This is a genomic window from Streptosporangium canum (assembly GCF_900113865.1).
Classification (GTDB): domain Bacteria; phylum Actinomycetota; class Actinomycetes; order Streptosporangiales; family Streptosporangiaceae; genus Streptosporangium; species Streptosporangium canum.
In genome coordinates this window covers 87,370-101,928 of the sequence record NZ_FOQY01000001.1, presented here as the reverse complement: position 1 = coordinate 101,928, position 14,559 = coordinate 87,370, and the positions used below count along the sequence as shown (strand labels likewise).

General features: G+C 73.0%; 14 protein-coding genes. 8 read left to right on the top strand and 6 right to left on the bottom strand.

Features of this window, described 5'->3' with window-relative positions:
- The first annotated feature begins 40 nt into the window (after nt 1-40).
- The 7 genes from BM085_RS00390 to BM085_RS00365 all read left to right on the top strand — a co-directional run bounded on the left by BM085_RS00390 (nt 41) and on the right by BM085_RS00365 (nt 6,971).
- Complete coding sequence (locus tag BM085_RS00390) at nt 41-1,045, top strand: LacI family DNA-binding transcriptional regulator (RefSeq protein ID WP_093885059.1); 1,005 nt, start codon at nt 41-43, stop codon at nt 1,043-1,045.
- Nucleotides 1,018-2,544, top strand: coding sequence for a sugar ABC transporter ATP-binding protein (locus BM085_RS00385; protein WP_093885058.1), 1,527 nt, complete (start codon nt 1,018-1,020; stop codon nt 2,542-2,544). Before BM085_RS00390 ends, BM085_RS00385 begins: the two co-directional genes overlap by 28 nt.
- Entirely contained in the window at nt 2,528-3,511 is a 984-nt protein-coding gene (locus tag BM085_RS47150; protein ID WP_342742835.1) for an ABC transporter permease, read from the top strand. Before BM085_RS00385 ends, BM085_RS47150 begins: the two co-directional genes overlap by 17 nt.
- A gap of 18 nt (nt 3,512-3,529) precedes the next feature.
- Entirely contained in the window at nt 3,530-4,477 is a 948-nt protein-coding gene (locus BM085_RS47145) for a substrate-binding domain-containing protein (protein WP_342742834.1), read from the top strand.
- Nucleotides 4,477-5,466, top strand: coding sequence for a ribokinase (locus BM085_RS00375; RefSeq protein ID WP_218158567.1), 990 nt, complete (start codon nt 4,477-4,479; stop codon nt 5,464-5,466). The genes BM085_RS47145 and BM085_RS00375 overlap by 1 nt, the downstream gene beginning before the upstream one ends.
- Nucleotides 5,463-5,852, top strand: coding sequence for a D-ribose pyranase (rbsD, locus tag BM085_RS00370; protein ID WP_093885057.1), 390 nt, complete (start codon nt 5,463-5,465; stop codon nt 5,850-5,852). Before BM085_RS00375 ends, rbsD begins: the two co-directional genes overlap by 4 nt.
- Before the next feature lie 123 nt (nt 5,853-5,975).
- On the top strand, nt 5,976-6,971 hold the full coding sequence (locus BM085_RS00365) for a stage II sporulation protein M (RefSeq protein WP_093885056.1): 996 nt from the start codon (nt 5,976-5,978) through the stop codon (nt 6,969-6,971).
- 37 nt (nt 6,972-7,008) lie between these two features.
- Here BM085_RS00365 and BM085_RS00360 read toward each other — a convergent pair whose 3' ends face one another.
- From BM085_RS00360 to BM085_RS00335, 6 genes are all read right to left on the bottom strand, one after another.
- Entirely contained in the window at nt 7,009-7,698 is a 690-nt protein-coding gene (locus BM085_RS00360; RefSeq protein ID WP_031162531.1) for a TioE family transcriptional regulator, read from the bottom strand.
- Between the two features lie 276 nt (nt 7,699-7,974).
- Nucleotides 7,975-9,342: a DUF58 domain-containing protein gene (locus tag BM085_RS00355; RefSeq protein WP_093885055.1), complete on the bottom strand. Its 1,368-nt coding sequence runs from the start codon at nt 9,340-9,342 to the stop codon at nt 7,975-7,977.
- Between the two features lie 4 nt (nt 9,343-9,346).
- Entirely contained in the window at nt 9,347-10,351 is a 1,005-nt protein-coding gene (locus BM085_RS00350; RefSeq protein ID WP_218158566.1) for an AAA family ATPase, read from the bottom strand.
- Nucleotides 10,352-10,424: 73 nt separating this feature from the next.
- Nucleotides 10,425-11,585 carry a DUF4350 domain-containing protein gene (locus BM085_RS00345; RefSeq protein WP_177244899.1) on the bottom strand — a complete coding sequence of 387 codons (1,161 nt, stop codon included), beginning with the start codon at nt 11,583-11,585 and terminating at the stop codon, nt 10,425-10,427.
- Nucleotides 11,582-12,250 (bottom strand): DUF4129 domain-containing protein, encoded by a 669-nt coding sequence (locus BM085_RS00340; protein WP_093885054.1) that lies wholly within the window; start codon nt 12,248-12,250, stop codon nt 11,582-11,584. The genes BM085_RS00345 and BM085_RS00340 overlap by 4 nt, the downstream gene beginning before the upstream one ends.
- Nucleotides 12,235-13,536 (bottom strand): DUF7847 domain-containing protein, encoded by a 1,302-nt coding sequence (locus BM085_RS00335; RefSeq protein ID WP_093885053.1) that lies wholly within the window; start codon nt 13,534-13,536, stop codon nt 12,235-12,237. Before BM085_RS00335 ends, BM085_RS00340 begins: the two co-directional genes overlap by 16 nt.
- A 343-nt stretch (nt 13,537-13,879) precedes the next feature.
- Between BM085_RS00335 and mtrA the strand changes: the two genes are divergently transcribed.
- On the top strand, nt 13,880-14,557 hold the full coding sequence (mtrA, locus tag BM085_RS00330) for an MtrAB system response regulator MtrA (RefSeq protein ID WP_012888151.1): 678 nt from the start codon (nt 13,880-13,882) through the stop codon (nt 14,555-14,557).
- Nucleotides 14,558-14,559: the final 2 nt, after the last annotated feature.

Here is a 14,559-nt window from a genome sequence, read left to right as displayed (position 1 = left end):
CGATTACATACTCTGATGTAATCGATTACATGGAGGGCTGATGGCACGCATCAAGGACGTGGCCGCGCACGCGGGCGTCTCCGTCGCCACGGTCTCCCGGGTCCTCAACGACAACCCGTCGGTGACGGAGGAGACCCGGACCCGGGTCTACGCCGCGATGAGAGAGCTCAGCTACGTCCCCAACGCGGTGGCGCGTTCGCTGCGCACCGAGGCGACCAAGACCCTCGGGCTGATCATCGGCGACATCGCCAACCCATTCTTTGCCGAGTTGGCGAGAGCGGTCGAGGACACGGCGCGGGCGGCCGGCTATACCGTGATCATCGGCAATGCCGACGAGCGGGCCGAGGAACAGGACCACTACGTGCGCACCCTCCTGGAGCAGCGGGTGGACGGGCTGTTGATCTGCCCCACCGCCGAGGTCACGCCGCTGGTCGAGGAGATCGCACGGGCCGGCGGGCCGCTGGTCTTCCTGGACCGCACGCTCCCCGGGGTGCACGTGCCGTCGGTCCGGGCCGACGGGACCGACGCGATCAGGGCGCTGGTCGCCCACCTGCGGCAGCTCGGGCACCGGCGGATCGCCTTCATCTCGGGCCCCGCCCGGCTGTCCACGGGCCGGGAGCGGACCGGCGCCTTCCTCGCCGCGATGGCCGAGCACGGCCTGGAGGTCCACCCGGAGTACGTCCAGGCGGGCGACTTCCGGTCCGGCAGCGGCCGCGCCCTCACCGCCAGGCTCCTCGACCTCCCGGAGCCGCCTCAGGTGATCTTCGCGGGCGACAACCTGATGACCCTGGGCGCGCTGGACGAGATCCGGGCGCGCGGCCTGCGGATCCCCGGGGACGTGGCGCTGGCGTCATTCGACGACGTGCCGTGGTTTCCGCACGTCGATCCGGCGATAACCGCGATCAGCCAGCCCGCCGCCGAGCTCGGCAAACGGGGTGTGCGGGTCATCCTCGACCGCCTCGGCGGGCGGCCCGCCGAGTCGGTGTCCCTGCCCGCCGTACTGGTGGTCCGCCAATCATGCGGGGAAGGAAGGGACGTCTCTTGAACGACGAGATCCTCCGGGTCGAAGGCCTGCGCAAGGAGTTCCCGGGTGTGGTCGCGCTGGACGGGGTCGACTTCACCCTCCGGGCCGGCGAGGTCCACGTCCTGCTCGGGGAGAACGGCGCGGGCAAGAGCACGCTGATCAAGATGCTCTCCGGGGCCTACCACCCCGACGGAGGGCGGATCCTGGTCGACGGGGCGCCGGTCGAGATCCGCACCGCGAGCGACGCGCAGAGACTGGGCATCGCCACCATCTACCAGGAGTTCAACCTGGTTCCCCAGCTCACCGTCGGTGAGAACCTCGCCCTGGGCCGCCCTCCCCGCCGCTTCGGCTTCGTCGACACCCGGCGGATGCACGAGCAGGCGGGGGAGCTGCTGCGGAGGGTCGGCGTCGACGTCGACCCGCGCACCCCGGTGGCGCGGCTGGGCATCGCGCGCATGCAGATGGTCGAGATCGCCAAGGCGCTGGGCCTGAACGCCCGCGTGCTCATCATGGACGAGCCGACCGCCGTGCTCACGACGACCGAGGTCGAGCGGCTGTTCGACATCGTCCGGCAGTTGCGCGACCAGGGGGTGGCGATCGTGTTCATCACCCACCACCTTGAGGAGATCCCGCAGATCGGCGACCGCGTCACCGTGCTGCGGGACGGCAGCTCGGTGGCCGAGGTGCCGGCGACCACTCCCGAGGACGAGCTGGTCAGGCTCATGGTCGGCCGCCCCATCGACCAGCAGTACCCCCGGGAGCCGGCGGCGCCGGGCGGAACTCTCCTGCAGGTGCGAGGGCTCCGCAGGGAGGGTGAGTTCGCCGACGTCTCCTTCGAGGTGCGCGCCGGAGAGGTCGTGGGCCTGGCCGGACTGGTCGGCGCGGGCCGCACCGAGGTCGCGCGGTCGATCTTCGGCGCGGACGCCTACGACTCCGGCGAGGTCCTGGTGAACGGCAGCCCGCTGGCCCGCGGCGACGTGCACGCCGCCATGGAGGCGGGCCTCGGCCTGGTCCCCGAGGACCGCAAGGGCCAGGGGCTGGTGCTCGGCGCCGACGTGGGGGAGAACCTCGGCCTGGTCACGCTGCGGCGGGCCAGCCGCGGCGGGTTCGTCGACAGGCCGGGGCAGCGCAGGGCCGCCGCCGAGGTGGCCCGGCAGCTCGGTGTGCGGATGAGCGGCCTCGGCCAGGAGGTCCGCACGCTGTCGGGCGGCAACCAGCAGAAGATCGTCATCGGGAAGTGGCTGCTCGCCAAGGCGAGCGTGCTCATCCTCGACGAGCCCACGCGGGGTGTGGACGTGGGGGCCAAGGTCGAGATCTATCAACTGATCAATTCGCTCACCGCCTCCGGGCACGCGGTGCTGATGATCTCCAGCGATCTCCCCGAGATCCTGGGCATGAGCGACCGCGTCCTGGTGATGGCCCGCGGCAGGCTCGTCGGGGAGCTCGCCGCCGGTGAGGCTACACAGGACTCGGTGATGGCCCTGGCCGTGACCGAGGTGGAGGATGCTCGTGTCCACTAACGTGCTGCAGCGCAAGCCCCCCGGCCGGAAACCGCCGGCCGCCGTCTGGCTGGGCGAGAACGGCGCGCTGGTCGCGCTGGTCGTGCTCGCGGTGGCGCTGTCGCTGCTGTCGGGCGACTTCCTGACGGTGACCAACCTGCTCAACGTGGGCGTGCAGGCGGCGGTCACCGCGATCCTCGCCTTCGGCGCCACCTTCGTCATCATCACCGGCGGCATCGACCTGTCGGTCGGCTCCGTCGCGGCCCTGTCGGCGATCGTGCTGGCCTGGACCGCGACCGACGCGGGCCTGCCGTGGCCGCTGGCCACCGTGATCGCCCTCGCCGTCGGCCTCGCGTGCGGGCTGGTCAACGCCGCCCTGATCGCCTACGGCAAGCTGCCGCCGTTCATCGCCACGCTGGCCATGCTCGGCATCGCCCGCGGCCTGGCCCTGGTGATCTCGCAGGGCAGCCCGATCGCGATGCCGGAGGCGGTCTCGCACCTGGGCGACACCATCGGCGACTACCTGCCGGTCCCGGTCGTCGTCATGCTGATCATGGGTCTGATCACGGCCGTGATCCTGAGCCGGACCTACAGCGGGCGCGCGATGTACGCCATCGGCGGCAACGAGGAGGCCGCCCGGCTGTCCGGCATCAACGTCAACAGGCAGAAGCTCATCACCTACGCCCTGGCCGGGCTCTTCGCCGCGGTCGCGGGCATCGTCCTGGCCAGCCGGCTGGCCTCGGCCCAGCCCCAGGCGGCCGCCGGCTACGAGCTGGACGCCATCGCCGCCGTCGTCATCGGCGGGGCGAGCCTGTCCGGCGGCAAGGGCCGGGCCTTCGGCACCTTCGTCGGCGCGCTCATCCTCGCGGTGCTGCGCAACGGCCTCAACCTGCTGTCCGTCTCCGCCTTCTGGCAACAGGTCGTGATCGGAGTGGTGATCGCGCTCGCGGTCCTGCTCGACACCCTGCGCCGTCGCGGAACCAACTGAAACCACCGAGGGAAAACCATGAAACGCACCATCACCGTCATCGCGGCCGGCGCCGCGCTCGCCCTGGGCCTGACGGCCTGCGGCTCGGGTTCCTCCTCGGGAGGGTCCGGAGCGGCCGCGGGAGACATCAAGCTCGGCATGTCGGTCTCCACCCTGAACAACCCCTACTTCGTCCAGCTCCGCAAGGGCGCCGAGGACGAGGCCAAGAAGCAGGGCGTCGCGCTGACCGTCACCGACGCCCAGAACGACGCCTCGCAGCAGGTGAACCAGATCCAGAACTTCGCCAGCCAGAGCATGAAGGCGATCATCATCAACCCGGTCGACTCCGACGCCGCCGGGCCCGCGGTGAAGGCCGCCGAGCGCTCGAAGATCCCGGTGATCGCCGTCGACCGCGTGGTCAACGGCGCCACCGTGGCCCAGACCGTGGCATCCGACAACGTCGCCGGCGGCAAGCTGGCGGCTCAGGAGCTGGCCAAGCAGATGGGCGAGAAGGGCAAGGTCGCCGTCCTCCAGGGCGTTCCCGGCACCTCCGCCGCCCGTGACCGCGGCCAGGGCTTCACCGAGGGCATCAAGGCCTACCCGGACATCCAGGTGGTCGCCCAGCAGCCCGCCGACTTCGACCGGACCAAGGGCCTGGACGTCATGACCAACCTGGTCCAGTCCAACCCCGGCATCACCGGGGTGTTCGCCGAGAACGACGAGATGGCCCTCGGCGCCGTCAAGGCGCTGGGCGCGAAGGCGGGCAAGGAAGTCAAGATCGTCGGCTTCGACGGCACCCCGGACGGGCTCACGGCCATCCAGGCCGGCACGCTGAACGCCAGCATCGCCCAGCAGCCGCAGCTCCTCGGCCAGCAGGCCGTACAGGGCGCGATCAAGGCGGCCAAGGGCGAGAAGATCGAGGCCACGGTGGCCGTGCCGGTCAAGGCCGTGAACAAGGACAACGTCGCAGAGTTCGCGGGTTCGTGATGACCGTCCACGGCGGCGCCGTCGAGCCCGTCCCTCCCGAGAACGCCCACGGGCACGGCGGGGAGGCCGGGGTAGGGCCATACGAGCAGGGCGGGGAGGCCGGGGCGAGCCCGTACGAGCTGGTCGTCGTCGGCTCGGTCAACGCCGACCTGGTGGTCCGCGTCGACCGCCGTCCCGCGCCCGGCGAGACCGTGATCGGCTCCGACCTGGTCACCTATCCCGGGGGGAAGGGCGCCAACCAGGCCGTCGCCGCGGCCCGGCTCGGCGCCCGCGTGGCCCTGCTCGGCAGGATCGGCTCCGACGGCAACGGCGAGTTCCTGCGCAAGGCGCTCGCCGGTGACGGCGTGGGGCTGGACCATCTCGTCGAGACCCCGGGGCCGAGCGGCGTCGCCCTGATCACGGTGGGGGCGGACGGTGACAACAGCATCATCGTGTCACCAGGGGTCAACGCGCGGCTGAGCGAGGACGACATCGCCGCGGCGGCCGGCCTGCTGGCCTCGGCGCGGGTCGTCTCCCTGCAACTGGAGAGCCCTCTCGCCGCGGTCCTGGCCGCCGCCCGGACGGCGGCGCGGGTGGTCTTCAACCTGTCGCCTCCGGCCATGGTCCCCGACGAGCTGCTGGCGGTCTGCGACCCGCTCGTCGTCAACGAACACGAGGCCGCGCTCCTGCTCGGGCGGCGCGGCGCCCCCGGCCGGCAGGCGCGGGCCCTGCTCGCGCTGGGCCCCCGTTCGGTGGTCCTCACACTGGGGGCCGGGGGCGCGGTCGTCGCCGGGCCGGGCGGGGTGACGGAGGTGCCGAGTCCCCAGGTGGAGGCCGTCGACACCACCGGCGCCGGTGACGCGTTCACCGGGGCGCTGGCCTGGCGCCTGGCCGGCGGCGACGACCTGGCCGCCGCCACCGCCTTCGCGGTCCGGGTGGGCGCCGCCTCGGTGCGCAGACCCGGCGCGCAGAGTTCCTATCCGTACCCGGAGGATCTGGAGGCCCTGTGAAGCGCGCGGGAATCCTCAACGCGGCCCTGTCCGGCGGGCTCGCCCGCCTCGGCCACACCGACGAGCTGCTCGTCTGCGACAGCGGGATGCCGCTGCCCTCCGGCGTCGAGGTCGTCGACCTCGCCTTCCTGCCGGGCATTCCGGCGTTCGCCGACGTGCTGGACGGAATCCTCGCCGAGCTCGTCGTCGAGGGCGCCACCGCGGCGCGGGAGGTCCGCACGGCCAACGCCGAGTGTGACGCCCTGCTCGGAGCCCGGCTGCCCGGCCTGACCTACATCCCGCACAGCGAGCTCAAGCGCCTGTCCCGCTCCAGCCGGCTGGTCGTGCGGACCGGCGAGGCGCGGCCGTACGCCAACGTGCTCCTGCGGTGCGGGGTCGCGTTCTGACCGTACGGCCCCGCGGCGGTCGCCGTCCTCCTCGCCGGGAAAACCCGGTCGCGGGAGGACGGGGCAGCTTCCTCCCGGGGCAGGGCATCCCGGCGTGAGCGCGGATGTGGATACGCTTCCTGCGTGGACATCGACGTCTTTGTCAGCGCGCACCGGCAGGCCTGGGACCGCCTGGAGGACCTCGTCCGGCGCCGGAGGTCGCTGAACGGCGCCGAGACCGACGAACTGGTCGACCTCTACCAGCGGGTCGCCACGCACCTGTCCATCGTGCGCTCGGGATCGGCCGACCCGATCCTGGTGGGCCGGCTGTCGGCGCTGGTCGCCCGGGCCCGCTCGGCGGTGACCGGCGCGCACACCCCCGCCTGGCGGGAGTTCATCCGCTTCTTCGCCGTCTCCTTCCCGGTGGTCGCCTACCGGGCCCGCTGGTGGTGGCTCGGCACGACCGCCGCGTTCGTCCTGGTCTCCGCGGTCGTCGCCGTCTGGGTGGCGGGCGACCCCGCCGTCCAGGCCGCGATCGGCACGCCCGAGGAGATCACCCAGCTCGTCGACCACGACTTCGCCGACTACTACTCCGAGCACCCCGCGGCCTCGTTCGCCGGGCAGGTCTGGGTCAACAACGCCTGGGTGTCGATGCAGGTCATCATCATGGCCGTGCTGCTCGGCCTGCCGATCCCCTACATCCTGTGGGAGAACGCGCTCAACGTGGCCGTCTCCGCCGGGCTGATGGCCTCGCGCGGCAAGCTGGACATCTTCTTCGGCCTGATCACCCCGCACGGCCTGCTGGAGCTGACCGCGGTGTTCCTGGCCGCGGCGGTCGGCATGCGCCTCGGCTGGACGGTCGTCGACCCCGGTCCCAGAAAGCGCGGCGAGGCCCTCGCCGAGCAGGGCAGGGCCGTCATGAGCGTGGCCCTCGGCCTGGTCGTGGTGCTGTTCGTCTCCGGCCTGATCGAGGGGCTGGTCACCCCCTCGGGCCTGCCCACCTGGGCGCGGATCGGCATCGGGGTGGTCGCCGAGGCGGCCTTCCTCGCCTACGTGATCTTCTTCGGCCGCCGGGCGCTGGCCGCCCAGGAGACGGGAGACCTGGAGCGGGCCCCCGACCTCGCGCCGAGCGCCGGCTAGCGCCGCGTCCTCGGCTACCGAGCGCCGCGTCCCCAGACTAGCGTCGCGTCCCCAGATAGGTGTCGAGCGCGCCCGCGCCCGCCAGCATCGCCAGGCCACGTGCCGTCAGCCGGTCGCGCCACTCCCGCAGCGTCGCCTGCAGCGGCTCCGGTCCGCCCGCCGCCCGCACCCGCTCCAGCACCCGAGCGATCTGCTCCAGCCCGTGCCCGCCCCGCCGCAGCTGGTGGGCCAGCAGCACGTCGCGCACGTCGGCGGAGGTGTAGACGCGGTAGCCGGTGCGCGGGTCGCGCCGGGGCACGATCAGCCCGGCCCGCTCCCATTTGCGCAACGTCGCAGGCCGGATGCCGAGCCTGCGCGCCAGCGGCCCGATGAACGTCACACCCGGCTCCAGCTCACGCGGCGGCGCCAGGTCGCGCAGCGCCAGCTCCACGGCCTCCAGTGTGTGCCGGTCGCCGGCCAGTTCCGCGTGGCTCCCGTCGATCAGCCGCAGCGCCTCCTCGGCCGCGCCGCCGTTCACGGCCCGCATGATCGCCCCCGCGGTCGCGTGGCCGTGCGCGGGGATCAACGCCAGGAACGTCCGCAACGCCGCCGCGTGGCGCGGAGCGTAGACGCGGTAACCGTGCGGCGAGCGCTCGGCCGGCGGCAGGATCCCCGCCTCCTCGTAGTTGCGCACCGCCTGGGTGGACAGGCCGTGCTCGCGCGCCAGATCGATGGGTCGCAACCGCATTTTGAAGGCAGGTCCTCGTCAGCAGCGGGAAATGCCGCATAAGTTTATACGGAAGATTCAACGATGCCGTTGAAGACATGGCGGCTCCGATCCGGAACGCCGCCCACCCTTTCACCGGCGGCGCCTCCACCACGCCGGTCGTGGACGCCGTCCAGACGGGCCGGCGCCTGGCTGGCCACCGGCTATGTGCCCGGCCCCTCGCTCACCGCTACCGGCTGTGTCATCGGGTCGGCCGGATACACCTCTCCCCGGCAGATCGCCGGGGCCCGGGAACGGTCAGAGGCGGCCCGCGGCCTTCAGCGCGAGGTAGGCGTCGGCCAGGGCGGGCGCGATCTGCTCCGGGGCGGCGTCCACGACCTCCACCCCCTGGCGGCGCAGCCGGGCGGTGATCCTGCGCCGGCCGGCGTTCTGGTGCTCGGCGGCCGCCGCGTTGTAGACCAGCTCCGGCGTGCCGCGCCCGGCCGCCATCGCGGCCACCTGCGGGTCGGAGACGGCGGCGAGGAGCACCAGGTGCCGTGCGGAGAGCTGAGGGAGCATCGGCAGGAGTCCCTCCTCCAGCGACGCCGCGTTCAGGTCGGTCAGCACGACGACCAGGCTGCGCCGCTTGGCCCGCGCCAGAATGGCCGCGACCATGCCGGCCGAGTCGGCCTCGACGAGCTCGGCCTCCAGCGGTGCCATGGTGTTGACCAGCGACGACAGCAGTTCGGTACGGCTGGCGCCGGACACCCAGGCGCGCACCGCGCGGTCGTAGGCCAGGAAGTCCACCCGGTCCCCGGCGCGGGCGGCCAGCGCGGCCAGCAGCAGCGCCGCGTCCATCGACCAGTCCAGCCGGGGCCAGCCCGGCACGACCGCCGCCCCGCCGTACAGGCCGCCGGTCCCGGGCATCTCGCCGGCCAGCGGGACGGGGGCCGTGCCGACCCGGCCGGCCGAGGTGCGGCCGGTGTCCAGGACGATCAGGACCCGCCGGTCGCGCTCCGGCCGCCAGGTGCGGACCACGACGTCGTTGCGGCGGGCGGTGGCCCGCCAGTCGATCGAACGGACGTCGTCGCCGGCCACGTACTCGCGCAGCGAGTCGAACTCGGTGCCCTGCCCCCTGACCATCGACGGATGCTGGCCCTCCAGCTCCCTGAGCCTGGACAGCTTGGCGGGCAGGTGTTTGCGGCTGAGGAACGGCGGCAGCACCCGCACCGACCACGGCACCCGGTGGGAGCCCTGGCGGGCCGCGATGCCCAGCGGGCCCAGGGTGCGCACCGTGACCGTGACCGCCTCGCGGTCGCCCCGGCGGGTGGGGGTGAGCGTCGTGATGAGGCGGCGGCGCTCGCCGGCGGGCACGTCCAGCGGCAGCCGTCGTGGCGCGGTCCCGGCCGAAGGGGGCCAGGCGTCCCTGAGCAGGCCCCGGGCCCGGCGGGGGCCGGGGTTCTCCACGATCAGCTCGACCGTGGCGGACTCGCCGAGCCGGATCAGCCGGTCGCCCGAGCGGGTGAACCGCAGCTGCCGCACGCCCGCGGCCAGCAGCAGGTCGACCGCGATCAGCGCCAGGAGCAGCAGCGCCACGCCGGCCACGGCCGGTGCCGGCTGTGGCGCGAAGAGCACGGCCAGCGTCCCCAGCAGGGCCAGCAGGGCGGCTCGTCCTGTCAGTGCCATCGGCTCAGCGGGGGACGGGGACGGAGGCGAGGATGGCGTCGATCAGGCCGTCGGCGGTCGCGCCCTCCAGCTCGGCCTCGGGGCGGAGCTGGATCCGGTGCCGCATGGAGGGCCTGGCCAGCGCCTTGACGTCGTCCGGGGTCACGTAGGAGCGGCCGGACAGCCAGGCCCAGGCCCGTGCCCCGGCCAGCAGCGCGGTGGCGCCACGCGGCGAGACGCCGAGCTGCAGTGACGGCGACTGCCGGGTGGCCCTGGCGATGTCCACGATGTAGCCGAGCACCTCGGGGCCGGTGTGCACCTGGCTGACCGCCGCGCGACCGGCGTCCAGGTCGGCGATGGTGGCCACGGCCTTGATGTGGGACAGGTCGCGCGGGTCGAAGCCCAGCGCGTGCCGTTCCAGCACCGCGATCTCCTGGTCGCGGGGCGGCAGCGGCACGGTCAGCTTGAGCAGGAAGCGGTCGAGCTGCGCCTCGGGGAGCTGGTAGGTGCCTTCGTACTCCACCGGGTTCTGGGTGGCGGCCACGATGAACGGCTCGGGCAGCCCGCGCGGCTTGCCGTCCACGCTGACCTGCCGCTCCTCCATCGCCTCCAGCAACGCCGCCTGCGTCTTGGGGGGCGTGCGGTTGATCTCGTCGGCGAGCAGCAGGTTGGTGAAGACCGGGCCCTGGCGGAACTCGAACTCCGACGTCTTCGCGTCGTAGATCAAGGAGCCGGTGACGTCGCCCGGCATCAGGTCGGGGGTGAACTGCACCCGCTTGAAATCCAGCGAGAGCGCCGCCGCCAGGGTTCTGACCAGCAGGGTCTTGGCGACGCCCGGCACGCCTTCGAGCAGCACGTGTCCCCGGCAGAGCAGCGCGATCACCAGCCCGGTGACCACGGCGTCCTGGCCGACGACGGCCTTGGCGACCTCGGCGCGCAGGCCCGCCAGCGCCTCCCGGGCCGCGCTCGCGCCGGGCGCGGTCTCGGCGACCGGGGGTGTCTGCGCCAGGCCGCTGTTCTCCGGTGGCATGGTCACGAGGACTCCTCTGCCGGCGCCGACGGCGCCGTGCCGCCGTGCCCGACGGTCTGCTCGCTACGCTCGCTCACGACTCTTTGACCTGCCTCTCCAACATGTCCAGATATGCGGCCAGGGCTACCAGCCCGGCCTCGTCCGCCGGCGGCGGGCCGTACAGGGCGGCGCCCACGTGGGGGCGTGCCTGTCCGGTGCGTTCGGCGATCGCTTCGACCTTCGCGTCCGGCCCGGCCGCCGACGGCAGGCCGAGCCGGGGGGTGACCCGGTCGACGAAACTTGTGCGGAGGGCGGCGGCGGCCCGGTCGCGGGCCCGCCTGGCCCGGTAGAGCCTGCCCCGGCCCTCCACGGTCTCGGCCGCCCTGACCACGACGGGCAGCCGCTCGGCCACCACCGGGCCGAGCCGGCGGCCCCGCCAGAGTGCCAGCAGGAGGACCACGACGGCCAGCTGCACCACGGCCCATCTGACCCCGCCGGGGATCAGGTCGTAGAGTCCCTGCTCACCGGTGGCCTGCGGGGCGGTCTCGGGGGCCACCAGCCAGACCAGGGAGGGCCGGGCCCCGGCGAGGTTCATCGCCAGGGCGGCGTTGCCGTCCTCGGCCAGCCGCAGGTTGCTCATGAACTGGCCGTCGCCCGCGACCGTGATCGTCCTGCCCTCGTCGGGGTAGCTGACCAGGGTGGGCCTGCCGTCGGCCGGGTAGCAGCCGGTGGCCCCGGAGGGGGCGGTGAGGGACGAGCCCCCCAGGTAGGCGCTGCCCGCCCCGGTCGCGGCCCGCAGCTCGCACCGGGGCTCGCGCGAGCGCGCCCGCACCTTCTTGGTGGTGCGCACGCCCGGGGTGATCAACTCCTGGTACGGCTGCACGCCGACCACGAGCAGGTCGGCGGGGATGGCGCCGAGCCGTCCGGCCTCCTTCTCGCTGAGGAAGGAGGTGTCGCTGAGCAGCAGCGTGCGGTCGCGGGAGCCGGCGGCCTCCGCCTCGGCGACGGAGGTGACCCGGGTGACCTGCACGCCGTGGGCCCGCAGCAGCTGGGCCAGCGCCCTGCCGCCGGACGGCGAGGTGTCGGCGGGGTCGAGCGGCCTTCCCCCGCCGGAGCCGCCGAGCAGCACGCCGATCACGGCGCCGACGACCACGATGAGCGCGACCAGGAGGATGCCCCGGCCGCCGCGCCACAGGCCGGCGGCTGTCGGCGAGGCGGACGTCGACCCCGTTCCGGGGGCGGCGGCGAGGCTCACGAGGGCACCGCCTTCGCGGCGGCGGGCATGGGACGGGCCGTGCGCAGCCGCTCGTCGAGGTCGCGCAGGATTCCGTAGGCCTCGGCCGTGCCCGGGACCTCGCCGTAGGTCACGTCGTCGAACACCCGGGCCGCGGCGGTCAGCTCCCCGGCGAAGGCGGGCAGCACCCGCCCCGCCTCGGCGGCGAGCTCACCCGCCGTACGGCCGGGCGTGGAGTCGACGATGACGCGGTCCTCCAGGTCTCGGGCGACGGCTCTGAGCCGTTCGCGGACGGCCTCGGCCCACCGGCCCTCGGCGGCCAGCCGCTCGGCGGCGTCGCGGTGCTCGGCGGCGGTGCGGCGACGGTCTCCGAAGATCCCGTCCTGGCGCACCGTACCGCCCCGGGTGGCCCTGCGCGCGATCGTGATCACCGCGGCGACGGCCGCGATCACGATCGCGGCCAGGACGACCCGCGCGGCCACGCTGCCGACGACGCCCACGGATTCCTGGTCCAGCAGGTCGCCGAGGAACTGGCTCACGGCCCGCATGGCGCGGTCGATCAGGGATTCCTTGGCGTATTCGGGCTTGAGCAGCTCCTGGACCGCCTCGCGCCGGGCCCGGCCCCGGTCGATGTCGATCGGGATCGGGGACGCCAGGGGCGCCGGGAGGGTCAGGAGTCGTGCCACGGAGCTCCCCGGCCGGTCTGGTCGTATCGGCCGGGTCCGGCGGGCGTGATGGACGGGTCCCACAGGTCGTCGGCGGAGGCGTGCACCCAGCCCTGGCGCTGCTGCTCGATCGCCGCGGTCTGCAGCACCAGGTCGAACGCCTCGGCGCGCATCCGCCGGTCGGCGTAGAGCAGGCCGTTGACCCCGGCCTGGAACGGATAGGTGATCATGGCGCCGACGGTGCCGCCGACCGCGATCAGGATCGCCGTGACGATCCGCGAGCCGGTGGAGCCCTGGCCTATCAGGCCGGCGACGAAGGCCATGATGCTGAAGGGGAAGGAGAGCACCAGGGCGACCAGGGCCGTGATGAGCTGGGTCAGCAGCAGGATGCCGAGCGTCCGCCAGAAACCGCCGCCCACCAGGTTCCAGGACCTGCGCAGGGAGTCGATGACGCCGCGCCGCTCCAGCACCGCCACCGACGGCGCCAGCGCCAGGCGGGTGGTGATGAAGAGGGCGTAGGCGATGAAGCCCAGCATCGCCAGCGCGCCGACGACGAACAGCGCCCCGAAGTCGGCCCCCGCCGCCCCCAGTCCGACGATGAGCAGGACGACCACGACCATGGGGAGCAGCATGGCCAGCAGCCCGATGGCCACCAGCCCGAACAGCGTGGGCACCCGGTCGCGGGTCAGCTTCCAGGCCTCGCCCACGGTCATCTTGCCGCCGAAGACCGCCCGGCCCAGGATCCGGGTCAGCACGCCGGTGAGCAGGGTCACCGCGACGAACTGCACCGCGTAGGAGATCAGCGTCCCGCCGTACTGGGCGAGGAAGCCGATGTCCTGCGAGTTCTCCAGGAGGGAGGGGTCGTTGATGCCGGCGCCCAGGTCGCCGATCACGACCGCCTGGCCGATCGCCACCGGGATCGCCCCGAGCGCGGCGACGATCGCCGACAGGCCCAGGATGGTCTTGGGGTTGGAGCGGATCAGCTTGATGGCGCCGTCGAGGATGTCGCCGAGGCCGAGCGGGCGCAGCGGGATGATCCCCGGCCGCATCGCCGGGGGCGGGGGGAATCCGTGGGGCGGGGGGAAGCCGTGGGGCGGCGGGCCGTACGGGCCGGGCCCGGGGGGCGGGGGCTGGCCGTACGGCGCCTGCCCGCCGTAGGGCTGCTGCGGGGGCTGCGGCGGCGGTGGCGCGCCGGGGCCGGAGCCGGGCGCGGTCCACGGTGATCCCGGGGCGTCGCCGTACGGCGGAGGTTGGTTGGACGCCCAGCCGGGTGGCGTGTCGGGAGTGGAGCCGTGACCGTCTGACATATCCCAATCCTGACATGTGGACACACCGATTGTGGTGCCCGGGAGATCTCGGCGGGGTTTCACACGCCGGGAGATCGGCGGAGATGCCGGAGGGATGGCCGAGACACCGTTGTTTACCGCAGACTGGGAACGTGACCACCTTCGCTTGGCGTTCGCAGTCGCCGAGACCGGAGTTGGCCGCACGGGGGCACTCCCACACGCTTTACGTTGTGTGCGCCTAAAATTCGGCATTCGGATGGCTGGTCGTCGGCAGGTGTCATCCAGTGGCTGGACAAGGGTAATCTTCGACGACCGTGCCGTTTACCCCAAAAACTCCCAAACTGCGTGAAACGAATGAGGGGCCATGAAAGGACGCGTGCTGGTCGTCGACGACGACGCCGCTCTCGCCGAGATGCTCGGCATCGTGCTGCGCGGAGAGGGTTTCGAGCCCTCCTTCGTCTCCGACGGGGACAAGGCCCTCGACGCGTTCCGCGACACCCGGCCGGATCTCGTCCTCCTCGACCTGATGCTGCCCGGCGCCGACGGCATCGACGTGTGCCGCCGCATCCGCGCCGAGTCCGGTGTGCCGATCGTCATGCTGACGGCCAAGAGCGACACCATCGACGTGGTGCTCGGCCTGGAGTCGGGGGCCGACGACTACATTGTCAAGCCGTTCAAGCCCAAGGAGCTGGTGGCCCGGGTCCGCGCGCGGCTGCGCCGCACCGACGAGCCGACGCCGGAGATCCTCCAGATCGGCGACATCACCATCGACGTCGCCGGGCACTCGGTCAAGCGCGACGAGGAGACCATCAACCTCACCCCGCTGGAGTTCGACCTGCTGGTCGCGCTGGCCCGCAAGCCGCGCCAGGTCTTCACCCGCGAGGTCCTGCTGGAGCAGGTCTGGGGATACCGGCACGCGGCCGACACCCGCCTGGTCAACGTGCACGTCCAGCGGCTCCGCGCCAAGATAGAGAAGGACCCGGAGCACCCGGAGATCGTGGTGACGGTCCGAGGGGTCGGCTACAAAGCCGGCCCGGCCTAGCC

Coding starts and splice junctions, on each gene's coding strand:
- BM085_RS00390 (WP_093885059.1), top strand. CDS start 41: ATGGCACGCATCAAGGACGTGGCCGCGCACGCGGGCGTCTCCGTCGCC.
- BM085_RS00335 (WP_093885053.1), bottom strand. CDS start 13,536: ATGTCAGACGGTCACGGCTCCACTCCCGACACGCCACCCGGCTGGGCG.
- BM085_RS00375 (WP_218158567.1), top strand. CDS start 4,477: ATGACCGTCCACGGCGGCGCCGTCGAGCCCGTCCCTCCCGAGAACGCC.
- BM085_RS47150 (WP_342742835.1), top strand. CDS start 2,528: ATGCTCGTGTCCACTAACGTGCTGCAGCGCAAGCCCCCCGGCCGGAAA.
- BM085_RS00385 (WP_093885058.1), top strand. CDS start 1,018: ATGCGGGGAAGGAAGGGACGTCTCTTGAACGACGAGATCCTCCGGGTC.
- BM085_RS47145 (WP_342742834.1), top strand. CDS start 3,530: ATGAAACGCACCATCACCGTCATCGCGGCCGGCGCCGCGCTCGCCCTG.
- BM085_RS00355 (WP_093885055.1), bottom strand. CDS start 9,342: ATGGCACTGACAGGACGAGCCGCCCTGCTGGCCCTGCTGGGGACGCTG.
- BM085_RS00360 (WP_031162531.1), bottom strand. CDS start 7,698: ATGCGGTTGCGACCCATCGATCTGGCGCGCGAGCACGGCCTGTCCACC.
- BM085_RS00350 (WP_218158566.1), bottom strand. CDS start 10,351: ATGCCACCGGAGAACAGCGGCCTGGCGCAGACACCCCCGGTCGCCGAG.
- mtrA (WP_012888151.1), top strand. CDS start 13,880: ATGAAAGGACGCGTGCTGGTCGTCGACGACGACGCCGCTCTCGCCGAG.